The following is a 20942-nucleotide window of genomic DNA, read 5'->3' as shown; positions in this document are numbered from 1 at the left end:
TGGTGATTGGCGGATCGGCGCGGTCGCGGCTATATGGCAGCGCAAACCATCAGGAGTTCGGGAATGGCGTTGGATATCGGCTATGTCAGCGCGGTCGGGGCGGGGGCGATCTCGTTCCTGTCGCCTTGCGTGCTGCCGCTGGTGCCGCCCTATCTCTGCTATATGGCCGGCGTGTCGGTCGACGATTTCCGCGGCAATGCCGGCGTCACCGCCAGGGCCGACGCACGCGGCGCGCTGCTTTTTGCCTCGATCGCCTTCGTTCTCGGCTTCTCGACCGTCTTCGTGGCGCTGGGCGCCGGCGCCTCGACCATCGGCCGGCTGCTGCGCGTCTGGCAGGAGCCGCTGGCGATGGCGGCTGGCGTGCTCATCATCCTGATGGGGCTGAATTTTCTCGGCATATTGCGCATCCCGCTGCTGTCGCGTGAGGCGCGCTTCCAGTCACAGGGCAAGCCGGCCAGTATCGTTGCCGCTTATGTCATGGGACTGGCCTTCGCCTTCGGCTGGACACCCTGCATCGGACCGGTGCTGGGTCCGATCCTGACGCTGGCCGGCGGCCGCGAGACGGTGGGCGAGGGCGCGGCTCTGCTTGCCGCCTATTCGCTCGGCCTCGGCATACCGTTCCTGGTCGCGGCGCTGTTTTCCGGCGCCTTCATGCGCTTTCTCGCAAAATTCCGCGTCCATCTCGGCCGCGTCGAAAGGGCAATGGGCGCGCTGCTGGTCGTCGCCGGCGTGTTTTTTCTGACCGGCGGTGTGCAGGCTGCATCCTACTGGCTGCTGGAGAATTTCCCGGTGCTGGGGCAGTTGGGGTGAAATTGGATCAAGTCGTGCGGCTCACAGCTATCGCAACTGACATTGTCAGCGCGACGATCGCTCAGGTTTGCGCTGCCCCTCATCTGCCTGCCGGCAGCGCCGGCATTGGCTGACAGCAGCACAACCGTCTCACCGGAATTTAACCGCATTGGTGCAGCATGGCGCCAATGCTAGTGAGTTTCCGGGCTAGACATGCCTTGATTCCCAACCCTCTTTATATGGTCGCATTCCATGAGCCAGAGAACCTGCCTGTCCGTCATCCTCGCCGCCGGCGAAGGCACGCGCATGAAAAGCGCCGTGCCAAAAGTGCTGCACCCGATCGCTGGCCTGCCGATGGTCGCCCATGTCGTCAAGGCTGCGGAAGCCGCAGGCAGCGGCGATCTGGCGCTGGTGATCGGCCATGGCGCCGACGAGATGCGCAAGGCCACGCAAAAGTTCGCGCCGAAGGCGGAGACCTTCGTCCAGGGCAAGCGGCTCGGCACGGCGCATGCCGTTTTGGCGGCTCGCGACGCGATCTCAAAGGGTTACGACGACATCCTCGTGATGTTCGGCGACACGCCGCTGATCGACCCGGAGGTGCTGAGTGCTGCGCGTCTGAAACTGGCCGGAGGCGCTGCCGTCGTTGTGGTCGGCTTCCGCACGTCAAATCCGTCCGGCTATGGCCGGCTGATCGAAAAAGGCGGCAAGCTCATCGCCATCCGCGAGGAAAAGGACTGCACCGACGAGGAGAAGAAAATCACCTTCTGCAATGGCGGGCTGATGGCGGTTGCAGGCAAGCACGCGCTGCAGCTGCTCGACCAGGTCGGCAACGACAACGCCAAGGGCGAATATTATCTCACCGACATCGTCGAGATCGCCGGCGGGCAAGGCCTTAATGTCATCGCCGCAGAAGCTGGCTTTGAAAATGTGCTCGGCATCAACAACCGCGCCGAACTCGCTGCGGCCGAAGGCATCTGGCAGGCGCGCCGGCGGCGCGAAGCCATGCTCTCCGGGGTTTCGCTGATCGCACCCGAAACCGTCTTCTTTTCATACGATACCGAGATCGGCGCCGATACGATCGTCGAGCCCAATGTCTGGTTCGGGCCGGGCGTGACAATCGCCACCGGCGCCAGGATCCATGCCTTCAGCCATATTGAAGGTGCCACGATCGCTTCGAACTGCGCTGTTGGTCCGTTTGCACGGCTGCGGCCGGGTTCCGATCTCAAGCAAAAAGCCAAGGTCGGCAATTTCTGCGAGGTCAAGCAGGCGACGGTCGAGGAGGGCGCCAAGGTCAATCACCTGACCTATATCGGCGATGCCCGCGTCGGCGCCGGCGCCAATATTGGCGCTGGAACCATCACCTGCAATTATGACGGCTACTCGAAATTCTTCACCAACATCGGCGAAGGCGCCTTCGTCGGCTCGAATTCGTCGCTGGTGGCGCCTGTCACAATCGGCAAGGGCGGCTACGTCGCTTCGGGCAGCGTGATCACCGAAAGCGTGCCCGACGATGCGCTCGCCTTCGGCCGCGCCCGCCAGAGGACGCTGCCTGGCAAAGGCAAGGAATTGCGCGAGCGTTTTGCTGCGGCTGCGGCGGCCCGGAAAAAAGGCTAGCCTGGCTGCTGTAATCGGATTGCAAGAGCGCCCTGTCATGGTGCATTTGTGCAGAACCGTTCCGGCTGATACGGAACGAAGCGCAATGTGATTTTTGCGGCAGCCCGGCCAACCCTAAATGGCGCCGGGTTTTCAGCCGGAATCGAGGGCAACGTCTATGTGCGGTATCGTCGGAATTGTCAGTCACTCGCCGGTCGCGCCACTGATCGTCGATGCGCTGAAAAGGCTCGAATATCGCGGTTATGATTCGGCCGGCGTCGCCACCGTCGAGCACGGCCAGCTTGCGCGTCGCCGCGCCGAGGGCAAGCTGATCAATCTCGAGCGCCGGCTGAAGGACGAACCGCTTGACGGCATGATCGGCATCGGCCATACGCGCTGGGCGACGCACGGCGTGCCCAACGAGACCAATGCGCATCCGCATTTTTCCGACGGCGTCGCCATCGTCCACAACGGCATCATCGAGAATTTCGCCGAATTGCGCGACGAGCTGATGCGCGACGGCTACACATTTTCATCGCAGACCGATACCGAGGTCGTCGCACATCTGGTGGGGCGCGAACTGGCCAGGGGCCTGCAGCCGGTCGAGGCCGCGCACCAGGCGCTGAAGCGGCTGGAAGGCGCCTTTGCGCTGGCCATCATGTTCAGGGGAGACGAGGATCTCATCGTTGGCGCGCGCAACGGTCCACCGCTGGCCGTCGGCCATGGCGATGGCGAGATGTTTTTGGGCTCCGACGCTATCGCGCTTGCCCCCTTCACCAATTCGATCACCTATCTGGAGGATGGCGACTGGGCGGTGGTGCGCCGTAACGACGTTGCCATCTTCGACATGGACGGCAACAAGGTTGACCGCAAGCGCCAGCAGTCGCTTAGCACCAGCTTCATGGTCGACAAGGGCAACCGGCGCCATTTCATGGAGAAGGAAATCCATGAACAGCCCGAGGTGATCTCGCACACGCTGGCGCATTATGTGGATTTCGTTGGCGGCGTCTCGAAGCCGCTCGACCTGCCGTTCGATTTCGCCAAAATCGACCGGCTGGCGATTTCGGCCTGCGGCACTGCCTATCTGGCCGGCCTGATCAGCAAATATTGGTTCGAGCGCTATGCGCGGCTGCCGGTCGACATCGATGTCGCTTCGGAGTTCCGTTACCGTGAAATGCCGCTGTCGAAGACAGACGCCGCCTTCTTCATCTCGCAATCGGGCGAGACCGCCGACACGCTGGCCTCGCTGCGCTATTGCCGCAAAGCGGGCATGAAGATCGGCGCAGTCGTCAATGTCCGCGAATCGACGATGGCGCGTGAATCCGACGTTATCCTGCCGACGCTGGCCGGGCCGGAGATCGGCGTCGCCTCGACCAAGGCCTTCACCTGTCAATTGTCGGTGCTGGCCTCGCTTGCCGTGCGGGCCGGCGTGGCGCGCGGTACGATTTCGCAAGAACAGGAAACGACGCTGGTCCGCCAACTGTCGGAAGCGCCGCGCTATGCCAACCAGGTCCTGAAACTCGACGGCCAGATCGAAAAGGTCGCGCGCGACCTCTCGCACTACAAGAACGTGCTCTATCTTGGCCGCGATACCAATTTCCCGCTGGCCATGGAAGGCGCGCTGAAGCTCAAGGAAATCTCCTATATCCATGCCGAGGGCTATGCTGCCGGCGAGCTGAAGCACGGGCCGATCGCGCTGATCGACGAGAACATGCCGGTGATCGTCATTGCCCCGCATGACCGGATTTTTGAAAAAACGGTGTCGAACATGCAGGAAGTGGCGGCGCGCGGCGGCAAGATCATCCTGATCACCGACAGCAAGGGTGCCGCGCACGCCACGGTGAAGACGATGGAGACGATCGTGCTGCCGGACGTGCCGGAAATCATCTCGCCGATCATCTACGCGCTGCCAATCCAGATGCTGGCCTATTTCACCGCGGTGTTCATGGGCACCGACGTCGACCAGCCGCGCAACCTGGCGAAATCGGTGACGGTGGAGTAAGGGCTGGCAAGTTTCGACCAGCTGCCGATAGGTCCGGTGACGGTTAGTATCAGTTATTGATACATATTTCTTGCACGCCCTCGTGTATCAATGTATGATACGTGACGAGGGGCAGAAATTGATCGTTTCGTTCAAAGGCAAGGCGGTGGAGGCGGTTGCCGAGGGGAAGGCGCCGAAGGGTTTTCCACCCGATCTGGTTGCCCGTGGCGAACGTCGTCTTCGTGCTATCGCCAATGCCGCCCAATTGAATGACCTTAGATCGCCACCCGGAAACCACCTTGAAGCCCTGAAAGGGAGTAGAGCTGGGCAGCATTCTATCCGTATCAACGACCAATGGCGCATCTGCTTCAGATGGACTGATGCTGGCGCCGAGGATGTGGAGATCGTCGACTACCATTGAGTGGGCACTTGCCCTAATCCTTCGAGGTCCCTGAATCATGCTCAAGTTCGCACGTCCAATTCACCCCGGAGAATTCCTGCGCGAGGAATATCTCCTCCCGCTTGGCATGAGCGCTGGCGCGCTGGCGAAGAAGCTTAATCTTCCGCGCACTCGTATCGAACGCATTGCCAAGGAAGAGATCGGCTTGACTCCCGATACCGCGCTTCGCCTCGCCAGGTTCTTCAACACCACGCCGGAATTCTGGATGAATTTTCAGCAGGCCTATGAGCTCGAAACCGAGGCACGGAAACTCGCGCCTGAGCTCGAGAAGATCGAGCCGCTGGAAGTCGCGGCATAGTTGATCATTTAAAAAATTCGCAGTTCCAAAGCCGGATGCGGTTCATTAATGTCGCGCCGCAATCAGCGCTGCGGTGAACCATGTCCGATGCTTCCAAGACCTCAGGCATGACCCGGCTGCGGAATTACTTTCTGACAGGCTTTGTCGTCTGCGCGCCGCTGGCGATCACCGCCTACATCGCCTGGTCGTTCATCGGCTGGGTCGATTCCTGGGTGAAACCCTATATTCCGGCGCGTTACAACCCCGATAGCTATCTGCCGGCGCCGGTTCCGGGATTCGGGCTGATCGTCGCCTTGATCCTGATCACCCTGATCGGGTTCCTGACCGCCAATATCGTTGGCCGGGCTATCGTCCTGTTCGGTGAGCGGCTGCTCGGCCGCATGCCGCTGGTGCGCGGCATCTATGGGTCGCTGAAGCAGATCTTCGAGACCGTGCTGTCGAACAAGGGCGACATGTTTCGCCAGGTCGGGCTGGTCGAATACCCGCGCAAGGGCGTCTGGTCGCTGGTCTTCGTTGCCAGCGAGAAGGAAACCGAGATCAACCAGAAGCTCGACCAGGAGGGTGATCCGCTGATCGCGGTGTTCATGCCGTGCACGCCCAACCCTACCACCGGCTTCCTGATGTATGTGCCGAAATCCGATATCGTGCTGCTCGACATGACGATCGAGGACGGCGCCAAGCTGATCGTTTCGGCAGGGCTGGTGGCGCCGGCGGTCAAGACGAACATGGTGACGTTGAACGGCAAGCCGATCGGCGTTCAGGTCGGCAATCCGCCGGTCGACGCCGGGCCTCAGCCGGCGCGCAAGAGCCGCACCGCCTCGTCGCGGCCGAACAAATAAAGCAGCATGCGAAGGGCGGCGCCGCGTTCGGATTGCAGTTCCGGATCGCGCGACAGGATCAGCCGCGCGTCGTCGCGGGCGGCTTCGAGCAGGTCGGCATGCGCCTCGATGCGCGCCACCTGGAAGCCAGGTGTGCCGGACTGGCGGGTGCCGAGCAACTCGCCTTCGCCACGCAGTTTCAGATCTTCCTCGGCGATGCGAAACCCGTCCTCGGTCTCGCGCATCACTGACAGCCGGCGCGTTGCCGTCTCGCCGAGCGGGTCCTTGTAGAGCAGCACGCAGGACGACGGTTTTTCGCCGCGACCGACCCGGCCGCGCAACTGGTGCAACTGAGCGAGGCCGAAGCGCTCGGCATGCTCGATGACCATGATCGTCGCATCCGGCACATCGACGCCGACCTCGATGACCGTGGTGGCGATCAGGATGCGTGTCTCGCCGGCCTTGAAGGCGCGCATCGCCTCGTCTTTTTCGGCGCCCTTCATGCGGCCGTGCACCAGGCCGATCCGGTCGCCGAATAGCGGCTTCAAGGAGGCAAAACGGTCCTCCGCCGACATCAGCTTGATCTCTTCGGATTCTTCGACCAGCGGACAGATCCAATAGATCTTCTGGCCGTCGGCGACGGCGTCGCGCATGCGGCCGACCAGTTCGTCGAGCCGCTCGAGCGGCAGGGTGACGGTGCGGATCGGCTGGCGACCAGCCGGCTTTTCCGTCAGCTTCGACACATCCATGTCGCCGAAGGCGGTCAGCACCAGCGTGCGCGGGATCGGCGTCGCCGTCATTACCAGCATGTCGGGCGCGTCGCCCTTGGCGGTGATGGCGAGCCGCTGGTGGACGCCAAACCGGTGCTGCTCGTCGATCACGGCAAGGACCAGGTCGTGGAACGTCACCGTTTGCTGGAACAGCGCGTGGGTGCCGACGACGATGTCGATCTCGCCACTGGCCAGGCCGGTCAGCGTCTCGGTGCGCTCGCGGCCCTTTTCGCGCCCGGTGAGGATGGCGATGCGCAGGCCGGCTTGTTCGGCCAACGGCGCAATCGTCGCAAGATGCTGGCGCGCCAAGATTTCGGTCGGCGCCATCAATGCCGCCTGGCCGCCGGCCTCGACAGCGCGCGCCATGGCGAGCAGCGCGACAACCGTCTTGCCTGAGCCGACATCACCCTGCAGCAGGCGCAGCATGCGTTCGGGGTCACCGAGATCGGCATTGATTTCGGCAAGCGCCATTTCCTGCGAATTGGTCAGCGAATAGGGAAGGGCGGCGCGCAGCTTTTCGACGAAGCGGCCGTCCCCGACCAGCGGCCGGCCGGACAGGCGGCGGACTTTTGCGCGCACCAGCGCCAGCGACACCTGGCCTGCCAGAAACTCGTCATAGGCGAGACGCCGCCAGGCCGCGCCGTCGACGGACACGTCGATCGGGTCGGCGGGATTGTGGATGCGGGCGAGCGCGTCGCCGAAGGCGGGAAAGCTGCGGCGGCGCAGAAACTCATCCTCCTGCCATTCCGGCAGCACCGGCAAGCGAGCGAGCGCCTGGCCGATTGCCCGGCGCAGCACTTTTCCCGAGAGCCCGGCGGTGAGCGGATAGACCGGCTCGACCAGCGGCAGGTTTTCCGCTTCGCTGGCCAGCGCGATGTGGTCGGGATGAACCATGGTCGGGCGGCCGTTGAACCATTCCATGCGGCCGGAGACCACGACATGCTCGCCCTCGGGCATTGCTTTTTCGAGATAGGCGGCGTGCGCATGGAAGAAGGTCAGCGCGATCTCGCCGGTGTCGTCATGGGCGTAAACCCGGTACGGCACCGATCTGTTGCCGCGCGGCGGCGGCTGGTGGCGATCGATGCGCACTTCCAGGGTGACGATCGCGCCCTCAGCCGAACCGGCGATGCCCGGCCGGTTGCGGCGGTCGATCACCGAATGCGGCAGCACGAACAGAAGATCGCCGGCACGTGCGGGGCGGCGATCACCAAGATCGGCCGGCACGATTTTCTCGATCAGTGCGCCGACCTTCGGCCCGACGCCGGCAAGCGAGATGATCGGGACAAACAGCGGATCGAGGAGGGAAGGTCTCATGGGTGAGAGACCACGCGATGTCGGCGCTCACCCCCCTCTGGCCTGCCGGCCATCTCCCCCTCAAGGGGGGAGATCGGCAGCTCTGGCCTCATTGCCCATCCTGCAGCGGTGGAGATTGGCGAAATCAGTCGCGACGGCAAATCTCCCCCCTTGAGGGGGAGATGGCCGGCAGGCCAGAGGGGGGTGCTTGGGCCGATGTTGTCAGGAGTGTATGTCACACCGGGATGTTAGACACCCACCGGACCGTTGCAAGGCTGACACCGCGCTCTATCCACGCTATATGCGCCGCTTCAGGCAAGGATGCTGGACGATGACCGGAACGAGACGATCAAGCGAGGGGCTCGACGCCCGCCGCCGCAAGCTTCTGTTTCGATCCTGGCATCGCGGCATGCGCGAAATGGACCTTATTCTCGGCAGTTTCGCCGACGCCGAGATCGGCGCCTTGACCGGCGACGAACTCGACCAATATGAGAGGCTCCTCGAAATTGCCGATACCGAATTCCTGCCCGTGATCACCGGCGAGCGGCCGATTCCGGCTGACATCGACTGTGCCGTCCTGCAAAAAATCCTGGCGTCGCGCCAGGCGATGACATTCTGAAATACGTGATTCCATGAGCCTGATTCCCACAATTGGCCTGCCGAAAGGCCGCGCCGGCCAGTTCATCGTCGACGGAGTCGCCGACGGTTACGAAGCCTTCGCGCTGGTGCAGGCCGCGCACGAGATCGCGCCCGACAAGCCGGTGCTGTTCGTGGCACGCGACGGCCAGCGCCTGCCTTCGATCGTCGAGGCGCTTTCCTTCGCCGCGCCTGGCCTGCCGGTGCTCGAACTGCCGGCCTGGGATTGTCTGCCCTATGACCGCGTTTCGCCCGGCCCGGATGCAGCCGCGCGGCGACTGGACGCGCTCACCGCGATGATCGCGTTGGCAAAAAATCCGCACCGCGCCGTCATCCTGACCACTGCCAACGCGCTGCTGCAGCGCATTCCGCCGGCAAGCCTTGTCGAGGCGCAGACATTTCACGCCAAACCCGGCAACCAGATCGACATGAACGCACTGGCGTCGCGGCTGGAGATATCAGGCTTCGAGCGGGTGCCGACCGTGCGCGGCGTCGGCGAGTTCGCCGTGCGCGGCGGCATTCTTGACCTGTTCGCGCCGGGCTGGACGGAAGCGCTCAGGCTCGATTTCTTCGGCGACACGCTGGAATCGATCCGCGTCTTCGACGCCGCCACGCAGCGCACCACCGGCCAGCGCAAGTCGATGGCGCTGCAGGCGATGAGCGAAGTGGCGCTGACGCCGGAGACCATCAGCCGCTTCCGCCGCTCCTACATCGACGCTTTTGGCGCGCCCTCGCGTGACGATGGGCTCTATGCGGCGGTCAGCGAGGGACGGCGATTTGCCGGCATGGAGCACTGGCTGCCGTTCTTCTACGAGCGGCTGGAGACGGTGTTCGACTATCTGCCGGACACGCCTGTCGTGTTCGACCATCTGGCGCATGAGGCACTGGCCGAGCGCCATGCGCTGATCCTCGACCATTACGAGGCGCGCAGGAAGCAGGCCGACGGCGCGCTGAAGGACGCCGTCCCCTACAAGCCGGTGCCGCCCGACCTGCTTTATCTGTCGCCGGAAAACCTCATCGCCTCGCTTGGCCCGCGCGAGGCGATCGACTTCACGCCGTTCGACGCGCCCGACGCCGGCGCCAGGAAAATCTACCATGCCGGGTCGCGGCACGGCCGCAGCTTCGTCGAGGAACGCGCCGACCCCAACGTCAACGTCTTCGACGTCGTTGTAAAACACATTGGCGACGAGCGCGCCGCCCGCCGCCGCGTCGTCGTCGCCGGCTGGACCGAAGGTTCGCTCGACCGGCTCGGCCAGATCCTGGCCGAGCATCATCTCGGCAATCTCGAGCCGGTGGCCACGCTGGCCGAGGCGGAAAAGCTCGAACCGGGACAGGCGGGACTTGCCGTGCTGCCGCTCGAATCCGGCTTCGAGACCGAGAAACTGGTCGTCGTCGCCGAGCAGGACATTCTGGGCGACCGGCTCATCCGTCGCTCGAAGCGCAAGAAGCGCCCTTCCGATTTCATCGCCGAGGCCTCGGCTTTGTCCTCCGGCGACATCGTCGTCCATAGCGACCACGGTATTGGCCGCTTCATCGGGCTGCGCACCATCGAGGCGGTCGGCGCGCCGCATGATTGCCTCGAAATCCATTACGCCGGCGACGACCGGCTGTTCCTGCCGGTGGAGAACATCGAGCTTTTGTCGCGCTATGGCTCGGATTCGACTGAGGCGACATTGGACAAGCTTGGCGGCGGCGCCTGGCAGTCCAGAAAAGCGCGGCTGAAGAAACGCCTGCTTGACATGGCCGGACAGTTGATCCGCATCGCCGCCGAGCGGCAGATGCGCGCTGCGCCTTCGCTGGTGCCGGCAGACGGTCTCTATGACGAATTCGCCGCGCGGTTTCCCTATGAGGAGACCGACGACCAGCAGACGGCGATCGATTCGGTCATGGGCGACCTGGGCGCCGGCAAGCCGATGGATCGGCTGATCTGCGGCGATGTCGGCTTCGGCAAGACCGAGGTGGCACTTCGCGCCGCCTTCATTGCGGCGATGGAAGGCTTTCAGGTCGCGGTGGTGGTGCCGACGACGCTGCTGTCGCGCCAGCATTTCAAGACCTTCTCGCAGCGCTTCTCCGGCCTGCCGATCCGCGTCGCCCAGGCCTCGCGGCTGGTCGGCGCCAAGGAACTGGCAGAGGCCAAGAAAGGCATCGCCGACGGCACCGTCGACATCGTCATCGGCACTCACGCGCTGCTCGGCTCGTCGATCTCGTTCAAGAATCTCGGCCTGTTGATCATCGACGAGGAACAGCATTTTGGCGTCAAGCACAAGGAACGGCTGAAGGACCTGAAGAGCGACGTGCATGTGCTGACGCTGTCGGCAACGCCAATCCCGCGCACGCTGCAACTGGCATTGACCGGGGTGCGCGAACTGTCGCTGATCGCCACGCCGCCGGTCGACCGCCTGGCGGTGCGCACCTTCATCTCGCCTTTCGATCCGCTGGTCATTCGCGAGACCCTGCTGCGGGAACGCTACCGCGGCGGTCATTCCTTCTATGTCGTGCCACGCATCAGCGATCTGGCGGAAATTCATGATTTCCTTCGTGAATCCGTGCCCGAGCTAAAGGTGGCTGTCGCTCACGGCCAGATGCCGCCCGGCGAGCTCGACGACATCATGAACGCCTTCTACGACGGCCAGTACGATGTGCTGTTGTCGACCACCATCGTCGAATCCGGCCTCGATATCCCGACCGCCAACACGCTGATCGTGCATCGCGCCGACATGTTCGGCCTGTCGCAGCTCTACCAGCTGCGCGGCCGCGTCGGCCGCTCGAAGGTGCGCGCCTATGCGCTGTTCACGCTGCCGGCCAACCGCAAGCTGACCGATACCGCCGAGCGCCGGCTGAAGGTGCTGCAGTCGCTCGACACGCTCGGCGCCGGTTTCCAGCTCGCCAGCCACGATCTCGACATCCGAGGTGCCGGCAATCTTCTCGGCGAAGAGCAGTCCGGCCACATCAAGGAGGTCGGCTTCGAGCTCTACCAGCAGATGCTGGAAGAGGCCGTCGCCGAGGTCAAGGATTCCGGCGAGGTGCAGGATGGCGGCTGGTCGCCGCAGATCGCCGTCGGCACGGCGGTGATGATCCCCGAAAGCTACGTTCCGGACCTGCAGCTGCGGCTGGCGCTCTACCGCCGCCTCGGCGATCTCGAAAACACCGAGGAGATCGACGCTTTCGGCGCCGAGCTGATCGACCGCTTCGGACCGCTGCCGGAGGAAGTGAAGCATCTCTTGAAGATCGTCTTCATCAAGGCGCTGTGCCGGAAGGCCAATGTCGAAAAGCTCGATGCCGGACCAAAGGGCGTCGTCATCCATTTCCGCAAGCGCGAGTTCTCCAACCCCGTCGGGCTGGTCACCTTCATCGGCGAGCAGGGTTCGCTGGCCAAGATCCGGCCGGACCACAGCGTCGTTTTCGTCCGCGACTGGCCGACACCTGAAAAGCGGCTGGCCGGTTCAGCGGTCGTCATGACGCAGCTGGCAAGGCTGGTGGAGAAGGCGGCTTAGCTGCTGGAGTGGCCAATTGTCGATGTAGGCGCTGCCCCTCATCCGCCTGCCGGCACCTTCTCCCCGTGTAGTGACGGGGAGAAGGAGGCTGGCCCGCAATCTCGGCAGCCTTTCCGCAACGCTGGAGATTGGCGAAATCCTTTGCGATGGCCGTCCTTCTCCCCGTCGCTATACGGGGAGAAGTGCCCGGCAGGGCGATGAGGGGCAGCGCAGACCTGAAGCAATTTGCTCTGTCTTTCACTTTGCCGTGCCATTCGCCACATGTCCAATTCCGGTCTAGAATAGGAAATCGGCTTCGTGTATGGAGCCGCGATCCCCATATTGGGGCGAAATGGCGGGCGACAGCACCCGCTGGAAAGAATTTTGGGTGCAACGATGACGAAATGGTCGCCGAATTCGTGGAGAGCAAAGCCGATCCAGCAGGTTCCTGCCTATCCGGATCTTGCCGCGCTGAGGAACACGGAAGCCCAACTCGCCACCTTTCCACCGCTGGTTTTTGCAGGTGAGGCACGCAAGCTGAAGAAGCAGCTTGCGACCGTCGCTGCCGGTGACGCATTCCTTCTGCAGGGCGGCGATTGCGCCGAGAGTTTTGCCGAACATGGCGCGGACAACATCCGCGACTTCTTCCGCGTCTTCCTGCAGATGTCCGTGGTGCTGACCTTCGCCGGCGCGCAGCCGGTGGTGAAGGTCGGCCGTGTTGCCGGCCAGTTCGCCAAGCCGCGCTCGTCGGACGCCGAGACCAAGGGCGGCGTGACCCTGCCCAGCTATCGCGGCGACATCATCAACGGCATCGAGTTCGACGCCAAGTCACGCATTCCCGATCCCGCACGCCAGGAGATGGCCTACCGCCAGTCGGCGGCGACGCTCAACCTGTTGCGCGCTTTTGCGCAGGGCGGCTACGCCAGCCTGGAGAACGTGCATCAATGGATGCTGGGCTTCGTGTCCGACAGCCCGCAGGGCGAGAAATACGAGTCGCTCGCCAACCGCATCACCGAGACGATGGACTTCATGAAGGCTGTCGGCATCACCTCGGAGACCAATTACGCGCTGCGCGAGACCGACTTCTACACCAGCCACGAGGCGCTGCTGCTCGGCTACGAGGAGGCGCTGACCCGCGTCGATTCGACCTCGGGCGACTGGTATGCAACCTCCGGCCACATGATCTGGATCGGCGATCGCACCCGCCAGCCCGACCATGCCCATGTCGAATACTGCCGTGGCATCAAGAACCCGCTGGGCCTGAAATGCGGCCCGTCGCTGACGCCGGACGGGTTGCTGCAGCTCATCGACCTGCTCAACCCGGAAAACGAGCCCGGCCGGCTGACGCTGATCGCGCGCTTCGGCTCCGACAAGGTCGCCGAGCATCTGCCGAAGCTGGTGCGCGCGGTGCAGAAGGAAGGCCGCAGCGTGGTGTGGTCGTCGGACCCGATGCATGGCAACACGATCGAGGCCGCCGGCTACAAGACACGGCCATTCGACCGCATCCTGAAGGAAGTGCAGAGCTTCTTCGAGGTGCATCGCGCCGAAGGCACGCATCCGGGCGGCATCCATATCGAGATGACCGGCAAGAACGTCACCGAATGCACCGGTGGCGCCCGCGCCATCACCGCCGAGGAATTGCAGGACCGCTACCACACCCATTGCGACCCGCGCCTCAACGCCGACCAGGCGATCGAACTGGCGTTCCTGGTCTCGGACCTGCTCAAGAAAAGCCACCCGATCCAGCACAAGCAGGCCGTCAACGGCTGATTCAGTCGCCATCGATTAAGAGGCGCCGGAGAAAGCCCCAGCCCCTGTGGAACCCGGACCACTGGACGGCTCATCACCGTCGGGTATCTTCGGGCTACCCGCCTTGGGCAATGCAATCAGTTGTGCATTTTCGTGCGAGGACATAAACGGAGGCGCTGGCGGCAAGCCGTACTTCTGACCTTGAAGCCGCTCGGTAGGAAAGCCTTACCGAGGGCGTGACGCTGCTGCGCTACCCACTCGCCGGTCAGCGGCCGCGCTCCCAGCGCAGTCCGTTGAGCCGGGGATCGGCGGCAAACGCCGTCCTGGAAAACTCGATCCGGTTTTGCGGGAACTCGCAGATCGCCTGCACGCCGAAGGCGCCCAGCCTGATGCGCCAGGTGTGGGGTTCCAGCGGTTTCGGCTTGGCAAAGCCGCTGCATGCCAGCAGCGCCACATTAGCGCCTTTCGGGTCGCGCACGGAGCGATAGCGGATCGCCTCCAGCCCGGCTTCGCGCGCGACATCGGCAATATTTTGGCAGGCCGCATAGTCGGTCGGGTGCGTCCACGCCGCTGCGTCGCGGTCGAGCGGCGGCCGCGTCAGGTCGATCACCTTTGTGCTGCGTATCGCTGCGGCGAAGGCGGTGTATTCGGCGGCGTCGCCTGGCCACGGCGTAGCCGGCGATTCGGCGAAGAACAGCAGGCGGTAAAAAGCCATCTCAGAGACGGCGGTCATAATGGTTTCCGCCGCATAGTAGACGCCCTTGGTCCTGCCGGCGCGGCGGAAGCGCGAACCGTTCGGATAGATCGAGCCGTAGCGGAAGGGCGTTGCCAGGAGATAATGCAGATGCCGGCATTCCAAGGGGATTTGCGGCTTGGTTTCCTCGATCAGGTCTTCGAGGACGGCCTGCTCGTCGAGCGTGTCAACGACTTTCAATGTCGAGACGCGGTGCTGCGCCTCGACCATGCGCCAGTATTTGCCGTCGAGCCCATCCTTGCCATCGAGCCCATGCTCGCCACCTCGTTTGGCGGCTTCAGACGAGAGCGCGTCGGGAGTCCAGATAGGCGATGACATCGACAAGCCCTGATATCGTCACGATTTTTTCGAGCGGGGTGCCATCGAAGGCCGTGTTGGCATTCTTCAGCCATGCCCGGGCGACGGTCTCGTCGCCGCCGACAATGGCGTCGAGCGAGCGGAACAGGCGGACGAACAGCACGGCAAGCTCGAACGGCTTGGTTCCACGCTCCAGCAGGAATTCCTGCCTGCGCATGCGCGAAACCGTGGCTTCCGAAACCCCGATGATGGAGGCCAGCATCCTGGCGGTAATGTCCAGCAGGTCGGCGGCGCGCAGCGTCGCCTTGGTCAGCACTGCATTTTCGGCCGTGTTGGCGGCGAGATTGGGTTGCATTGTCGGCAGTGTCTCCTTTCTGATGAAAATATAGCGCACAAAAATTCATATGGAAAGATATTGCTTTAACAATTGGCGGACCGTCGAGAGGCTGTTGGCGCGGCCTGCCGCTTTGTCCAAACCGTGCTGTCCGGAACACGCCCGTCGAATGTCGCATTCGCTTGAGCACGGCCGCTGCAAAACTGGAATCCTGGCAAGGGACGCCGAGGATCACGGCTGCGTCGGGAGGCCCGAGATGGACAACACACATAGCGGCTCTTGCCTGTGCGGGGCTGTGCGGTTCAAGACGCGAGGGGCCTTGCGCGGCGTCATCTACTGCCACTGCTCGCAATGCCGGAAGCAGAGCGGGCATTTCTACGCTGCAACCAATGTTGCCAACGCAGACATCACGATTATGGGCCCGGAAAGCATCACCTGGTACGAAGCATCTTCGTTTGCCAGGCGCGGTTTCTGCAAGACATGCGGCTCGTTGCTGTTCTGGAAGCCGCAGGATGATGAATATGTTTCGGTTCTCGCCGGACTGTTCGACAAGCCCACCGGACTTCAGGGCCAATGCCACATATTCGTCGGCGACAAGGGCGACTACTACATGGTCGACGATGGGCTGCCGCAGTTCGAAAAGTCGACGTCGTCGATCAAGGTCGCCGATGAGTGACAAGCTCGCCGGCAAATGATTTTGCAGCGATCGCCTTATTCCCTTGATCCGGCCATTGCGCTATCCCCTGCCGGTGATTCGGAAAGGTTTGGCATGCAGCGGCTGATCGATGCTTTCTACAATTCAGTGCGGGCATTTCGCAAATTGGCTTCCAGCGAAAAAGCCTTCCAGCAGGAGCTGATGCTGCTCGTGCTGGCGCTGCCGCTCGGCTGGTTTGTTTCGGTGTCGTGGCGCGGCTATGCGCTGCTGATCGGCGCGGTGCTGCTGCTGATCATGGTCGAAGTGCTGAACACCGGCATCGAGGCCGCATGCGATGCGTTCAGCCGGGAGTTCAACGTCGATATCCAGCTCGCCAAGGACTGCGGTTCGCTGGCGGTGCTGATTTCGGTGGTGATCGTTGCCGGCGTCTGGGGCATCGCCATCATCGAGCGAATCATGGGGCTACCGATCTAGCCATCAAACCCCTACATGCCGGTCACCACAACCTGATCCCATGATCTGTTCCGAAAACCGGTATCCACTTTCCGGGATCATGGTCTGAGGAGACCGACATGACCGCCGATTCCCTGCTGCTCGAACGCGCAGGCCTGCCGGACGATTTGCGCTGGCTTGCTGAAAAATACCCGCGCGAGGTCTGGCAGGGCCACGCCAATATCCATGGCATCGCCACTATGTGGCTGCAGCGGCACGACATGTTCCGCGAGCTCCGCGGCATGCTGACCAACGGCACTGACGACTATCGCGAGGGCCGGCTGACGGCGGAGTTCGCGCGCTGGTTCGCGCCGCGGCTCAACCATTTTCTTGGGCACCTCGACGGCCACCATAATGTCGAGGATATCCATTATTTTCCGGTCTTCGCCAAGGCCGAGACCCGGCTGAAGCGCGGCTTCGAGATTCTCGATGCCGATCATCATACGATCCATGAAGGGCTGGAGCGCAATTCCGAGGCGGCAAACGCTTTCATCCGCACGCTAAGCGAGAGCGAGGACAAGCAGCGCTTTGCCGCCGATGCCTATGCCGACGAGAACAGCCGGCTGATCGCCATGCTGACCCGGCACCTTGCCGACGAGGAAGACCTGATCATCCCGCTGATCCTTGATCGCGGCGACCGGGCGCTCGGCATCGACTGATCATCACGTCTCCTTGCTACGCTCCTTCTTGGCAATGGTATGAGCGATGAACCAGGCAAAGACGGCCACGCCCAACCCAATCGCCAGGGCGATCAGCAATCGCTCGTGACGGACCAGCGCCTGGCCGACGATGCGCTCCGCGCCCAGCCCGAACACATAGCCGATGGTGGTGAACAATCCGGCCCAGACCATCGACGAAATGGCGTTGAGAATGACAAAGCGCGTCACGGCCATGCCGGACAGTCCGGCCGCGATGCCGCCGACAAGGCGCAGGCCATAGATAAAGCGGTTCGTCAGCACGAAAATGTCGGGATGGGTGGAGACAAGACGATAGGCGTGGCTGAAACCCGGCCGGCCCTTCAGTTTGACCACGAACGGATGGTCGGCGAAGCTTCGTCCGAGGATAAAGAAACAGCTGTCGCCGGCAAAGGCGCCGATGGCGGCCGCCAGGAACGCCTGCCACAGGACGAAAACATGCTGATGCGCGAAAAACCCGCCGAGGAGGGCGGCACTTTCGCCCTCGGCGACACAGCCCAGGAAGACGGCAATCAGCCCATATTGCTCGATGAGGTTGTGGATGGCATCCGTCATGAAGGCGTCCGCTGCTTCGACAGTATCTGGTCGATCCGCTTCACCTGTTCGGCCAGCTGCACGATCTCGTCGCGCATGCCAACGATCTGGCTGTGGCGCATTTCGTCCAGCTTCTCATGCAGCGCCATGATCTCGATCTCGGCCTTGAGATTGACCTCGTAGTCGTGGGCGGCGTCGATGCGGTCGCGCTCGGCCTGGCGGTTCTGCGCCATCATGATCACCGGCGCCTGCAGCGCAGCGACCATCGACAGGATAAGGTTGAGGAAGATGAAGGGATAGGGATCGAAGGCGTCGCGCGACAAAAGCCAGGCATTGCCTGACGTCCACAGGATCAGGAAGGCGATGAAGACCAGGATGAAGGACCACGAACCGCCGATCCGGGCGATGGTATCGGCGAGGCGGTCGCCAAACGTCTGGTGAAAAGCGACGGCCTTGTTGGTGTCCTTCGCGATCGTGGTGCGTTCGAGCGTGCTTTGCAGCACCTGGCTCTCGACCTGGCTTAGGCCATCCGGCCTTCGCCGCAGCCAGCGGTTTGCCAGATCTTCGATCGTCTTGTTCATTGTCGCCTCCGTCGTCAGCGTCCGCATAGACCTAGAGGCTGCCGGTTCGCGCGGGAAGTGGTAGATTGACGCGACAGGGTGAGGAAACAATGATGGATTTTCAGAAAATCCGCGCCCGCGCGGCCAAACGCAAGGGCGGGGAAGCGGTGCTGGCATCGCTGCTGGGGCCGATGCCCGACAATGCCGCGGTGGCTGACATTTCCGATGATCGCATCCTGTCGACGATGGCCGAGCGTGTTTTTGCGGCGGGTTTCGTCTGGCGCGTCATCGAGCAGAAATGGCTGGGTTTCGAACAAGCGTTCCTCGGCTTCGAGCCGAAGCGGCTGTTGTTCCAGCCTGACGATTTCTGGCACGAACTGACGGCCGACGAGCGCATCGTGCGCAATCCGCAGAAGATCAAGGCGGTTCGCGACAACGCGGCTTTCGTCGAGCGTGTGTCGAAGGAGCACGGCGGCTTTGGCAGGTTCCTCGCCGACTGGCCAGAAGACGACCAGGTTGGACTGATAAAATATCTCGGCAAGCATGGCAGCCGGCTCGGCGGCAATACCGGCCAGTATTTCTTGAGGTGGCTGGAGTGGGACGCCTTCATCGTCTCAGGCGACATGGCCGCCGCACTGCGCGACGCCGGCCTGGACATCGCCGAACACCCGACCTCGAAGCGGGATCTCGACAAGATCCAGAACCAGATCAATGCCTGGGCGGCGGACACCGGGCTGCCGCGCCGGCATATTTCGCGCATCCTGGCGATGTCGATCGGCGAAAACCATTCGCCGCAGGCATTGCGCGAATATATGGGCGAATAGGACGCGATCGGTATCCGGCGGTCCGATCGGTCTGACACGAATGACATGTGTCATACGGTCTGACACGAATGACGTAGGTCATTCGGTCTGGACACGAATGACATAGGTCATTCGGTCCGGGGTGGTCCAAGCAAACGCCATTGCCCGGCCAATTCTGTCGCGCTAAGTCAGCAGGCATGACCGACAAGACCGCTTCCGACATATTGCGCATCGCCGTCGCCCAGCTCAATCCAACGGTTGGCGATGTCGCCGGCAATCTCGCCAAGGCGCGCGAGGCGAGGGCGGATGCGGCTCGCCAGGGCGCCGACATCGTGCTGTTCACCGAGCTTTTCCTTGCCGGGTATCCGCCCGAAGACCTGGTGCTGAAACCGGCGTTCCTGAAGGCCTGCGAGCGGGCGGCGCAGGATTTCGCTGGCGACACTGCCGATGGCGGGCCGGGCGTCATCATCGGCACGCCGCTGAAGCGCAAGAGCGGCACGCACAATTCGATCATCTTTGCCGATGGCGGCAAGATCCTTGCCGAGCGCTACAAGCTCGATCTGCCGAACTACGGCGAATTCGACGAGAAGCGCGTCTTCCAGCCCGGCCCTGAAATCCAGGGGCCGGTCAATTTCCGCGGCGTGCGCCTGGGGATTCCGATCTGCGAAGATATTTGGGGCGATGTCGGCGTCTGCGAGACGCTGGCCGAAAGCGGTGCTGAAATCCTGCTGGTACCGAACGGCTCGCCCTATTATCGCGGCAAGGTCGATGTTCGCCACCAGATTGTCATCCGCCAGGTCATCGAATGCGGATTGCCGATCATCTATGCCAACCAGCTTGGCGGCCAGGACGAGCTGATCTTCGACGGCGCGTCGTTTGCCATAGGTTCCGACAAGACGCTGGCCTTCCAGATGAGCCAGTTCGAGGAAACGGTCAACGTCACCACCTGGAAGCGCAACCGCGCCGCCGCAGGCGCGCAAAATAGAAATAACGCTGCGGCAGGCGCGCAACTTGGAAATGGTCCTGATGGCTGGGTCTGCTCCGAAGGACCGATGTCAAAAATCCCGGAAAAGGAGGAGGCCGATTACCGCGCCTGCATGCTGGGCCTGCGCGACTACGTCAACAAGAACGGTTTCAGGAATGTCGTGCTCGGGCTTTCCGGCGGCATCGATTCGGCGATCTGCGCCGCACTTGCCGTCGATGCGCTCGGCGAGGAGCGGCTGCGCGCCGTGATGATGCCCTACCGCTACACTTCTAAGGACTCGCTCAAAGACGCCGAGGATTGCGCCCGCGCGCTCGGCTGCCGTTACGACATCGTGCCAATCTTCGAGCCGGTCGACGGATTCCTGCATACGCTGACGCAGCTTTTCGAGGGCACCAAGCAAGGCATCACCGAGGAAAACCTGCAGAGCCGCGCGCGCGGCACCATTTTGATGGCGATCTCCAACAAGTTCGGCTCGATGGTGGTCACCACCGGCAACAAGAGCGAGATGTCGGTCGGCTACGCCACGCTCTACGGCGACATGAATGGCGGCTTCAACCCGATAAAAGACCTCTACAAGATGCAGGTCTATGCGCTGGCGCGCTGGCGCAATACGCATGTGCCGCCGGGTGCGCTGGGCCCTTCCGGCGAGGTGATCCCGAATAACATCATCGACAAGGCGCCGTCGGCGGAACTGCGCGAGAACCAGACGGATCAGGACTCGCTGCCGCCCTATCCGGTGCTGGACGACATATTGGAGTGTCTGGTCGAGAACGAGATGGGTGTCGACGAGATTGTGGCCCGCGGCCACGACCGGGCAACGGTGACGCGCATCGAGCACCTGCTCTACATCGCCGAATACAAGCGCCGGCAGGCAGCGCCGGGCGTGAAGATCACCAAAAAGAATTTCGGCCGCGACCGCCGTTATCCCATCACCAACCGGTTCAGGGACGGCGGATAGATCGCCGTTTTTTGC

The 20942-nt window shown here is 62.8% G+C and carries 19 protein-coding genes; 14 read left to right on the top strand and 5 right to left on the bottom strand.

Annotated elements, in window-relative coordinates; translation table 11 throughout:
• The first annotated feature begins 63 nt into the window (after window positions 1-63).
• The 6 genes from AC0L2B_RS20950 to AC0L2B_RS20925 all read left to right on the top strand — a co-directional run bounded on the left by AC0L2B_RS20950 (window position 64) and on the right by AC0L2B_RS20925 (window position 5960).
• Entirely contained in the window at window positions 64-810 is a 747-nt protein-coding gene (locus AC0L2B_RS20950) for a cytochrome c biogenesis CcdA family protein (protein WP_473746667.1), read from the top strand.
• A 231-nt stretch (window positions 811-1041) separates the two neighbouring features.
• A complete protein-coding gene (glmU, locus tag AC0L2B_RS20945; RefSeq protein ID WP_473746666.1) occupies window positions 1042-2403 on the top strand; it encodes a bifunctional UDP-N-acetylglucosamine diphosphorylase/glucosamine-1-phosphate N-acetyltransferase GlmU in 1362 nt (453 codons plus the stop codon).
• 157 nt (window positions 2404-2560) lie between these two features.
• Window positions 2561-4384: a glutamine--fructose-6-phosphate transaminase (isomerizing) gene (glmS, locus tag AC0L2B_RS20940; protein ID WP_027155143.1), complete on the top strand. Its 1824-nt coding sequence runs from the start codon at window positions 2561-2563 to the stop codon at window positions 4382-4384.
• Between the two features lie 118 nt (window positions 4385-4502).
• On the top strand, window positions 4503-4784 hold the full coding sequence (locus tag AC0L2B_RS20935) for a type II toxin-antitoxin system RelE/ParE family toxin (RefSeq protein ID WP_091593986.1): 282 nt from the start codon (window positions 4503-4505) through the stop codon (window positions 4782-4784).
• Between the two features lie 37 nt (window positions 4785-4821).
• Window positions 4822-5121 carry a HigA family addiction module antitoxin gene (locus AC0L2B_RS20930; RefSeq protein WP_077383967.1) on the top strand — a complete coding sequence of 100 codons (300 nt, stop codon included), beginning with the start codon at window positions 4822-4824 and terminating at the stop codon, window positions 5119-5121.
• A gap of 80 nt (window positions 5122-5201) precedes the next feature.
• Window positions 5202-5960, top strand: a complete 759-nt coding sequence (locus AC0L2B_RS20925; protein WP_473508552.1) for a DUF502 domain-containing protein — start codon at window positions 5202-5204, stop codon at window positions 5958-5960.
• Here AC0L2B_RS20925 and recG read toward each other — a convergent pair.
• A complete protein-coding gene (gene recG, locus AC0L2B_RS20920; RefSeq protein WP_473746665.1) occupies window positions 5912-8023 on the bottom strand; it encodes an ATP-dependent DNA helicase RecG in 2112 nt (703 codons plus the stop codon). The two genes, AC0L2B_RS20925 and recG, sit on opposite strands and share 49 nt — an antisense overlap.
• A gap of 310 nt (window positions 8024-8333) precedes the next feature.
• On the opposite strand from recG, the gene AC0L2B_RS20915 reads away from it, so the two are divergent.
• The 3 genes from AC0L2B_RS20915 to AC0L2B_RS20905 all read left to right on the top strand — a co-directional run bounded on the left by AC0L2B_RS20915 (window position 8334) and on the right by AC0L2B_RS20905 (window position 13881).
• Complete coding sequence (locus tag AC0L2B_RS20915) at window positions 8334-8621, top strand: FAD assembly factor SdhE (protein ID WP_128169001.1); 288 nt, start codon at window positions 8334-8336, stop codon at window positions 8619-8621.
• 13 nt (window positions 8622-8634) lie between these two features.
• The gene (gene mfd / locus AC0L2B_RS20910) at window positions 8635-12132 is read left to right on the top strand and encodes a transcription-repair coupling factor (protein ID WP_473490288.1); all 3498 of its coding nucleotides are present in this window, start codon (window positions 8635-8637) and stop codon (window positions 12130-12132) included.
• A gap of 375 nt (window positions 12133-12507) precedes the next feature.
• Window positions 12508-13881, top strand: coding sequence for a class II 3-deoxy-7-phosphoheptulonate synthase (locus AC0L2B_RS20905; RefSeq protein ID WP_473746664.1), 1374 nt, complete (start codon window positions 12508-12510; stop codon window positions 13879-13881).
• A 244-nt stretch (window positions 13882-14125) separates the two neighbouring features.
• On the opposite strand, the gene AC0L2B_RS20900 is transcribed toward AC0L2B_RS20905, so the two are convergent.
• Together AC0L2B_RS20900 and AC0L2B_RS20895 are read right to left on the bottom strand one after the other, a co-directional pair.
• Window positions 14126-14932, bottom strand: a complete 807-nt coding sequence (locus AC0L2B_RS20900; RefSeq protein WP_473746663.1) for an RES family NAD+ phosphorylase — start codon at window positions 14930-14932, stop codon at window positions 14126-14128.
• Window positions 14892-15266 carry an MbcA/ParS/Xre antitoxin family protein gene (locus AC0L2B_RS20895; RefSeq protein ID WP_091593990.1) on the bottom strand — a complete coding sequence of 125 codons (375 nt, stop codon included), beginning with the start codon at window positions 15264-15266 and terminating at the stop codon, window positions 14892-14894. Before AC0L2B_RS20895 ends, AC0L2B_RS20900 begins: the two co-directional genes overlap by 41 nt.
• Before the next feature lie 235 nt (window positions 15267-15501).
• Here AC0L2B_RS20895 and AC0L2B_RS20890 point away from each other — a divergent pair, with 235 nt between their 5' ends.
• The 3 genes from AC0L2B_RS20890 (at window position 15502) to AC0L2B_RS20880 (ending at window position 17051) form a co-directional block, all read left to right on the top strand.
• Entirely contained in the window at window positions 15502-15921 is a 420-nt protein-coding gene (locus AC0L2B_RS20890; protein ID WP_473746662.1) for a GFA family protein, read from the top strand.
• A gap of 93 nt (window positions 15922-16014) precedes the next feature.
• On the top strand, window positions 16015-16374 hold the full coding sequence (locus tag AC0L2B_RS20885) for a diacylglycerol kinase (RefSeq protein ID WP_091593617.1): 360 nt from the start codon (window positions 16015-16017) through the stop codon (window positions 16372-16374).
• Window positions 16375-16472: 98 nt separating this feature from the next.
• The gene (locus tag AC0L2B_RS20880) at window positions 16473-17051 is read left to right on the top strand and encodes a hemerythrin domain-containing protein (protein WP_473746661.1); all 579 of its coding nucleotides are present in this window, start codon (window positions 16473-16475) and stop codon (window positions 17049-17051) included.
• A gap of 3 nt (window positions 17052-17054) precedes the next feature.
• Here AC0L2B_RS20880 and AC0L2B_RS20875 read toward each other — a convergent pair whose 3' ends face one another.
• Together AC0L2B_RS20875 and AC0L2B_RS20870 are read right to left on the bottom strand one after the other, a co-directional pair.
• Window positions 17055-17642, bottom strand: a complete 588-nt coding sequence (locus AC0L2B_RS20875; RefSeq protein WP_473746660.1) for a DedA family protein — start codon at window positions 17640-17642, stop codon at window positions 17055-17057.
• Window positions 17639-18202 carry a DUF1003 domain-containing protein gene (locus AC0L2B_RS20870; protein WP_473746659.1) on the bottom strand — a complete coding sequence of 188 codons (564 nt, stop codon included), beginning with the start codon at window positions 18200-18202 and terminating at the stop codon, window positions 17639-17641. The genes AC0L2B_RS20875 and AC0L2B_RS20870 overlap by 4 nt, the downstream gene beginning before the upstream one ends.
• An 89-nt stretch (window positions 18203-18291) precedes the next feature.
• Between AC0L2B_RS20870 and AC0L2B_RS20865 the strand changes: the two genes are divergently transcribed.
• Together AC0L2B_RS20865 and AC0L2B_RS20860 are read left to right on the top strand one after the other, a co-directional pair.
• Entirely contained in the window at window positions 18292-19005 is a 714-nt protein-coding gene (locus AC0L2B_RS20865; RefSeq protein WP_473746658.1) for a DNA-3-methyladenine glycosylase I, read from the top strand.
• 176 nt (window positions 19006-19181) lie between these two features.
• Complete coding sequence (locus AC0L2B_RS20860) at window positions 19182-20927, top strand: NAD+ synthase (RefSeq protein ID WP_473746657.1); 1746 nt, start codon at window positions 19182-19184, stop codon at window positions 20925-20927.
• The last annotated feature ends 15 nt before the right edge of the window (window positions 20928-20942 follow it).

The organism is Mesorhizobium sp. WSM4815 (genome assembly GCF_055811575.1).
This window is presented reverse-complemented; position numbering and strand designations above follow the sequence as displayed.

Coding starts and splice junctions, on each gene's coding strand:
- AC0L2B_RS20950 (WP_473746667.1), top strand. CDS start 64: ATGGCGTTGGATATCGGCTATGTCAGCGCGGTCGGGGCGGGGGCGATC.
- glmU (WP_473746666.1), top strand. CDS start 1,042: ATGAGCCAGAGAACCTGCCTGTCCGTCATCCTCGCCGCCGGCGAAGGC.
- glmS (WP_027155143.1), top strand. CDS start 2,561: ATGTGCGGTATCGTCGGAATTGTCAGTCACTCGCCGGTCGCGCCACTG.
- AC0L2B_RS20930 (WP_077383967.1), top strand. CDS start 4,822: ATGCTCAAGTTCGCACGTCCAATTCACCCCGGAGAATTCCTGCGCGAG.
- AC0L2B_RS20925 (WP_473508552.1), top strand. CDS start 5,202: ATGTCCGATGCTTCCAAGACCTCAGGCATGACCCGGCTGCGGAATTAC.
- recG (WP_473746665.1), bottom strand. CDS start 8,023: ATGAGACCTTCCCTCCTCGATCCGCTGTTTGTCCCGATCATCTCGCTT.
- AC0L2B_RS20915 (WP_128169001.1), top strand. CDS start 8,334: ATGACCGGAACGAGACGATCAAGCGAGGGGCTCGACGCCCGCCGCCGC.
- mfd (WP_473490288.1), top strand. CDS start 8,635: ATGAGCCTGATTCCCACAATTGGCCTGCCGAAAGGCCGCGCCGGCCAG.
- AC0L2B_RS20905 (WP_473746664.1), top strand. CDS start 12,508: ATGACGAAATGGTCGCCGAATTCGTGGAGAGCAAAGCCGATCCAGCAG.
- AC0L2B_RS20900 (WP_473746663.1), bottom strand. CDS start 14,932: ATGTCATCGCCTATCTGGACTCCCGACGCGCTCTCGTCTGAAGCCGCC.
- AC0L2B_RS20895 (WP_091593990.1), bottom strand. CDS start 15,266: ATGCAACCCAATCTCGCCGCCAACACGGCCGAAAATGCAGTGCTGACC.
- AC0L2B_RS20890 (WP_473746662.1), top strand. CDS start 15,502: ATGGACAACACACATAGCGGCTCTTGCCTGTGCGGGGCTGTGCGGTTC.
- AC0L2B_RS20885 (WP_091593617.1), top strand. CDS start 16,015: ATGCAGCGGCTGATCGATGCTTTCTACAATTCAGTGCGGGCATTTCGC.
- AC0L2B_RS20880 (WP_473746661.1), top strand. CDS start 16,473: ATGACCGCCGATTCCCTGCTGCTCGAACGCGCAGGCCTGCCGGACGAT.
- AC0L2B_RS20875 (WP_473746660.1), bottom strand. CDS start 17,642: ATGACGGATGCCATCCACAACCTCATCGAGCAATATGGGCTGATTGCC.
- AC0L2B_RS20870 (WP_473746659.1), bottom strand. CDS start 18,202: ATGAACAAGACGATCGAAGATCTGGCAAACCGCTGGCTGCGGCGAAGG.
- AC0L2B_RS20865 (WP_473746658.1), top strand. CDS start 18,292: ATGATGGATTTTCAGAAAATCCGCGCCCGCGCGGCCAAACGCAAGGGC.
- AC0L2B_RS20860 (WP_473746657.1), top strand. CDS start 19,182: ATGACCGACAAGACCGCTTCCGACATATTGCGCATCGCCGTCGCCCAG.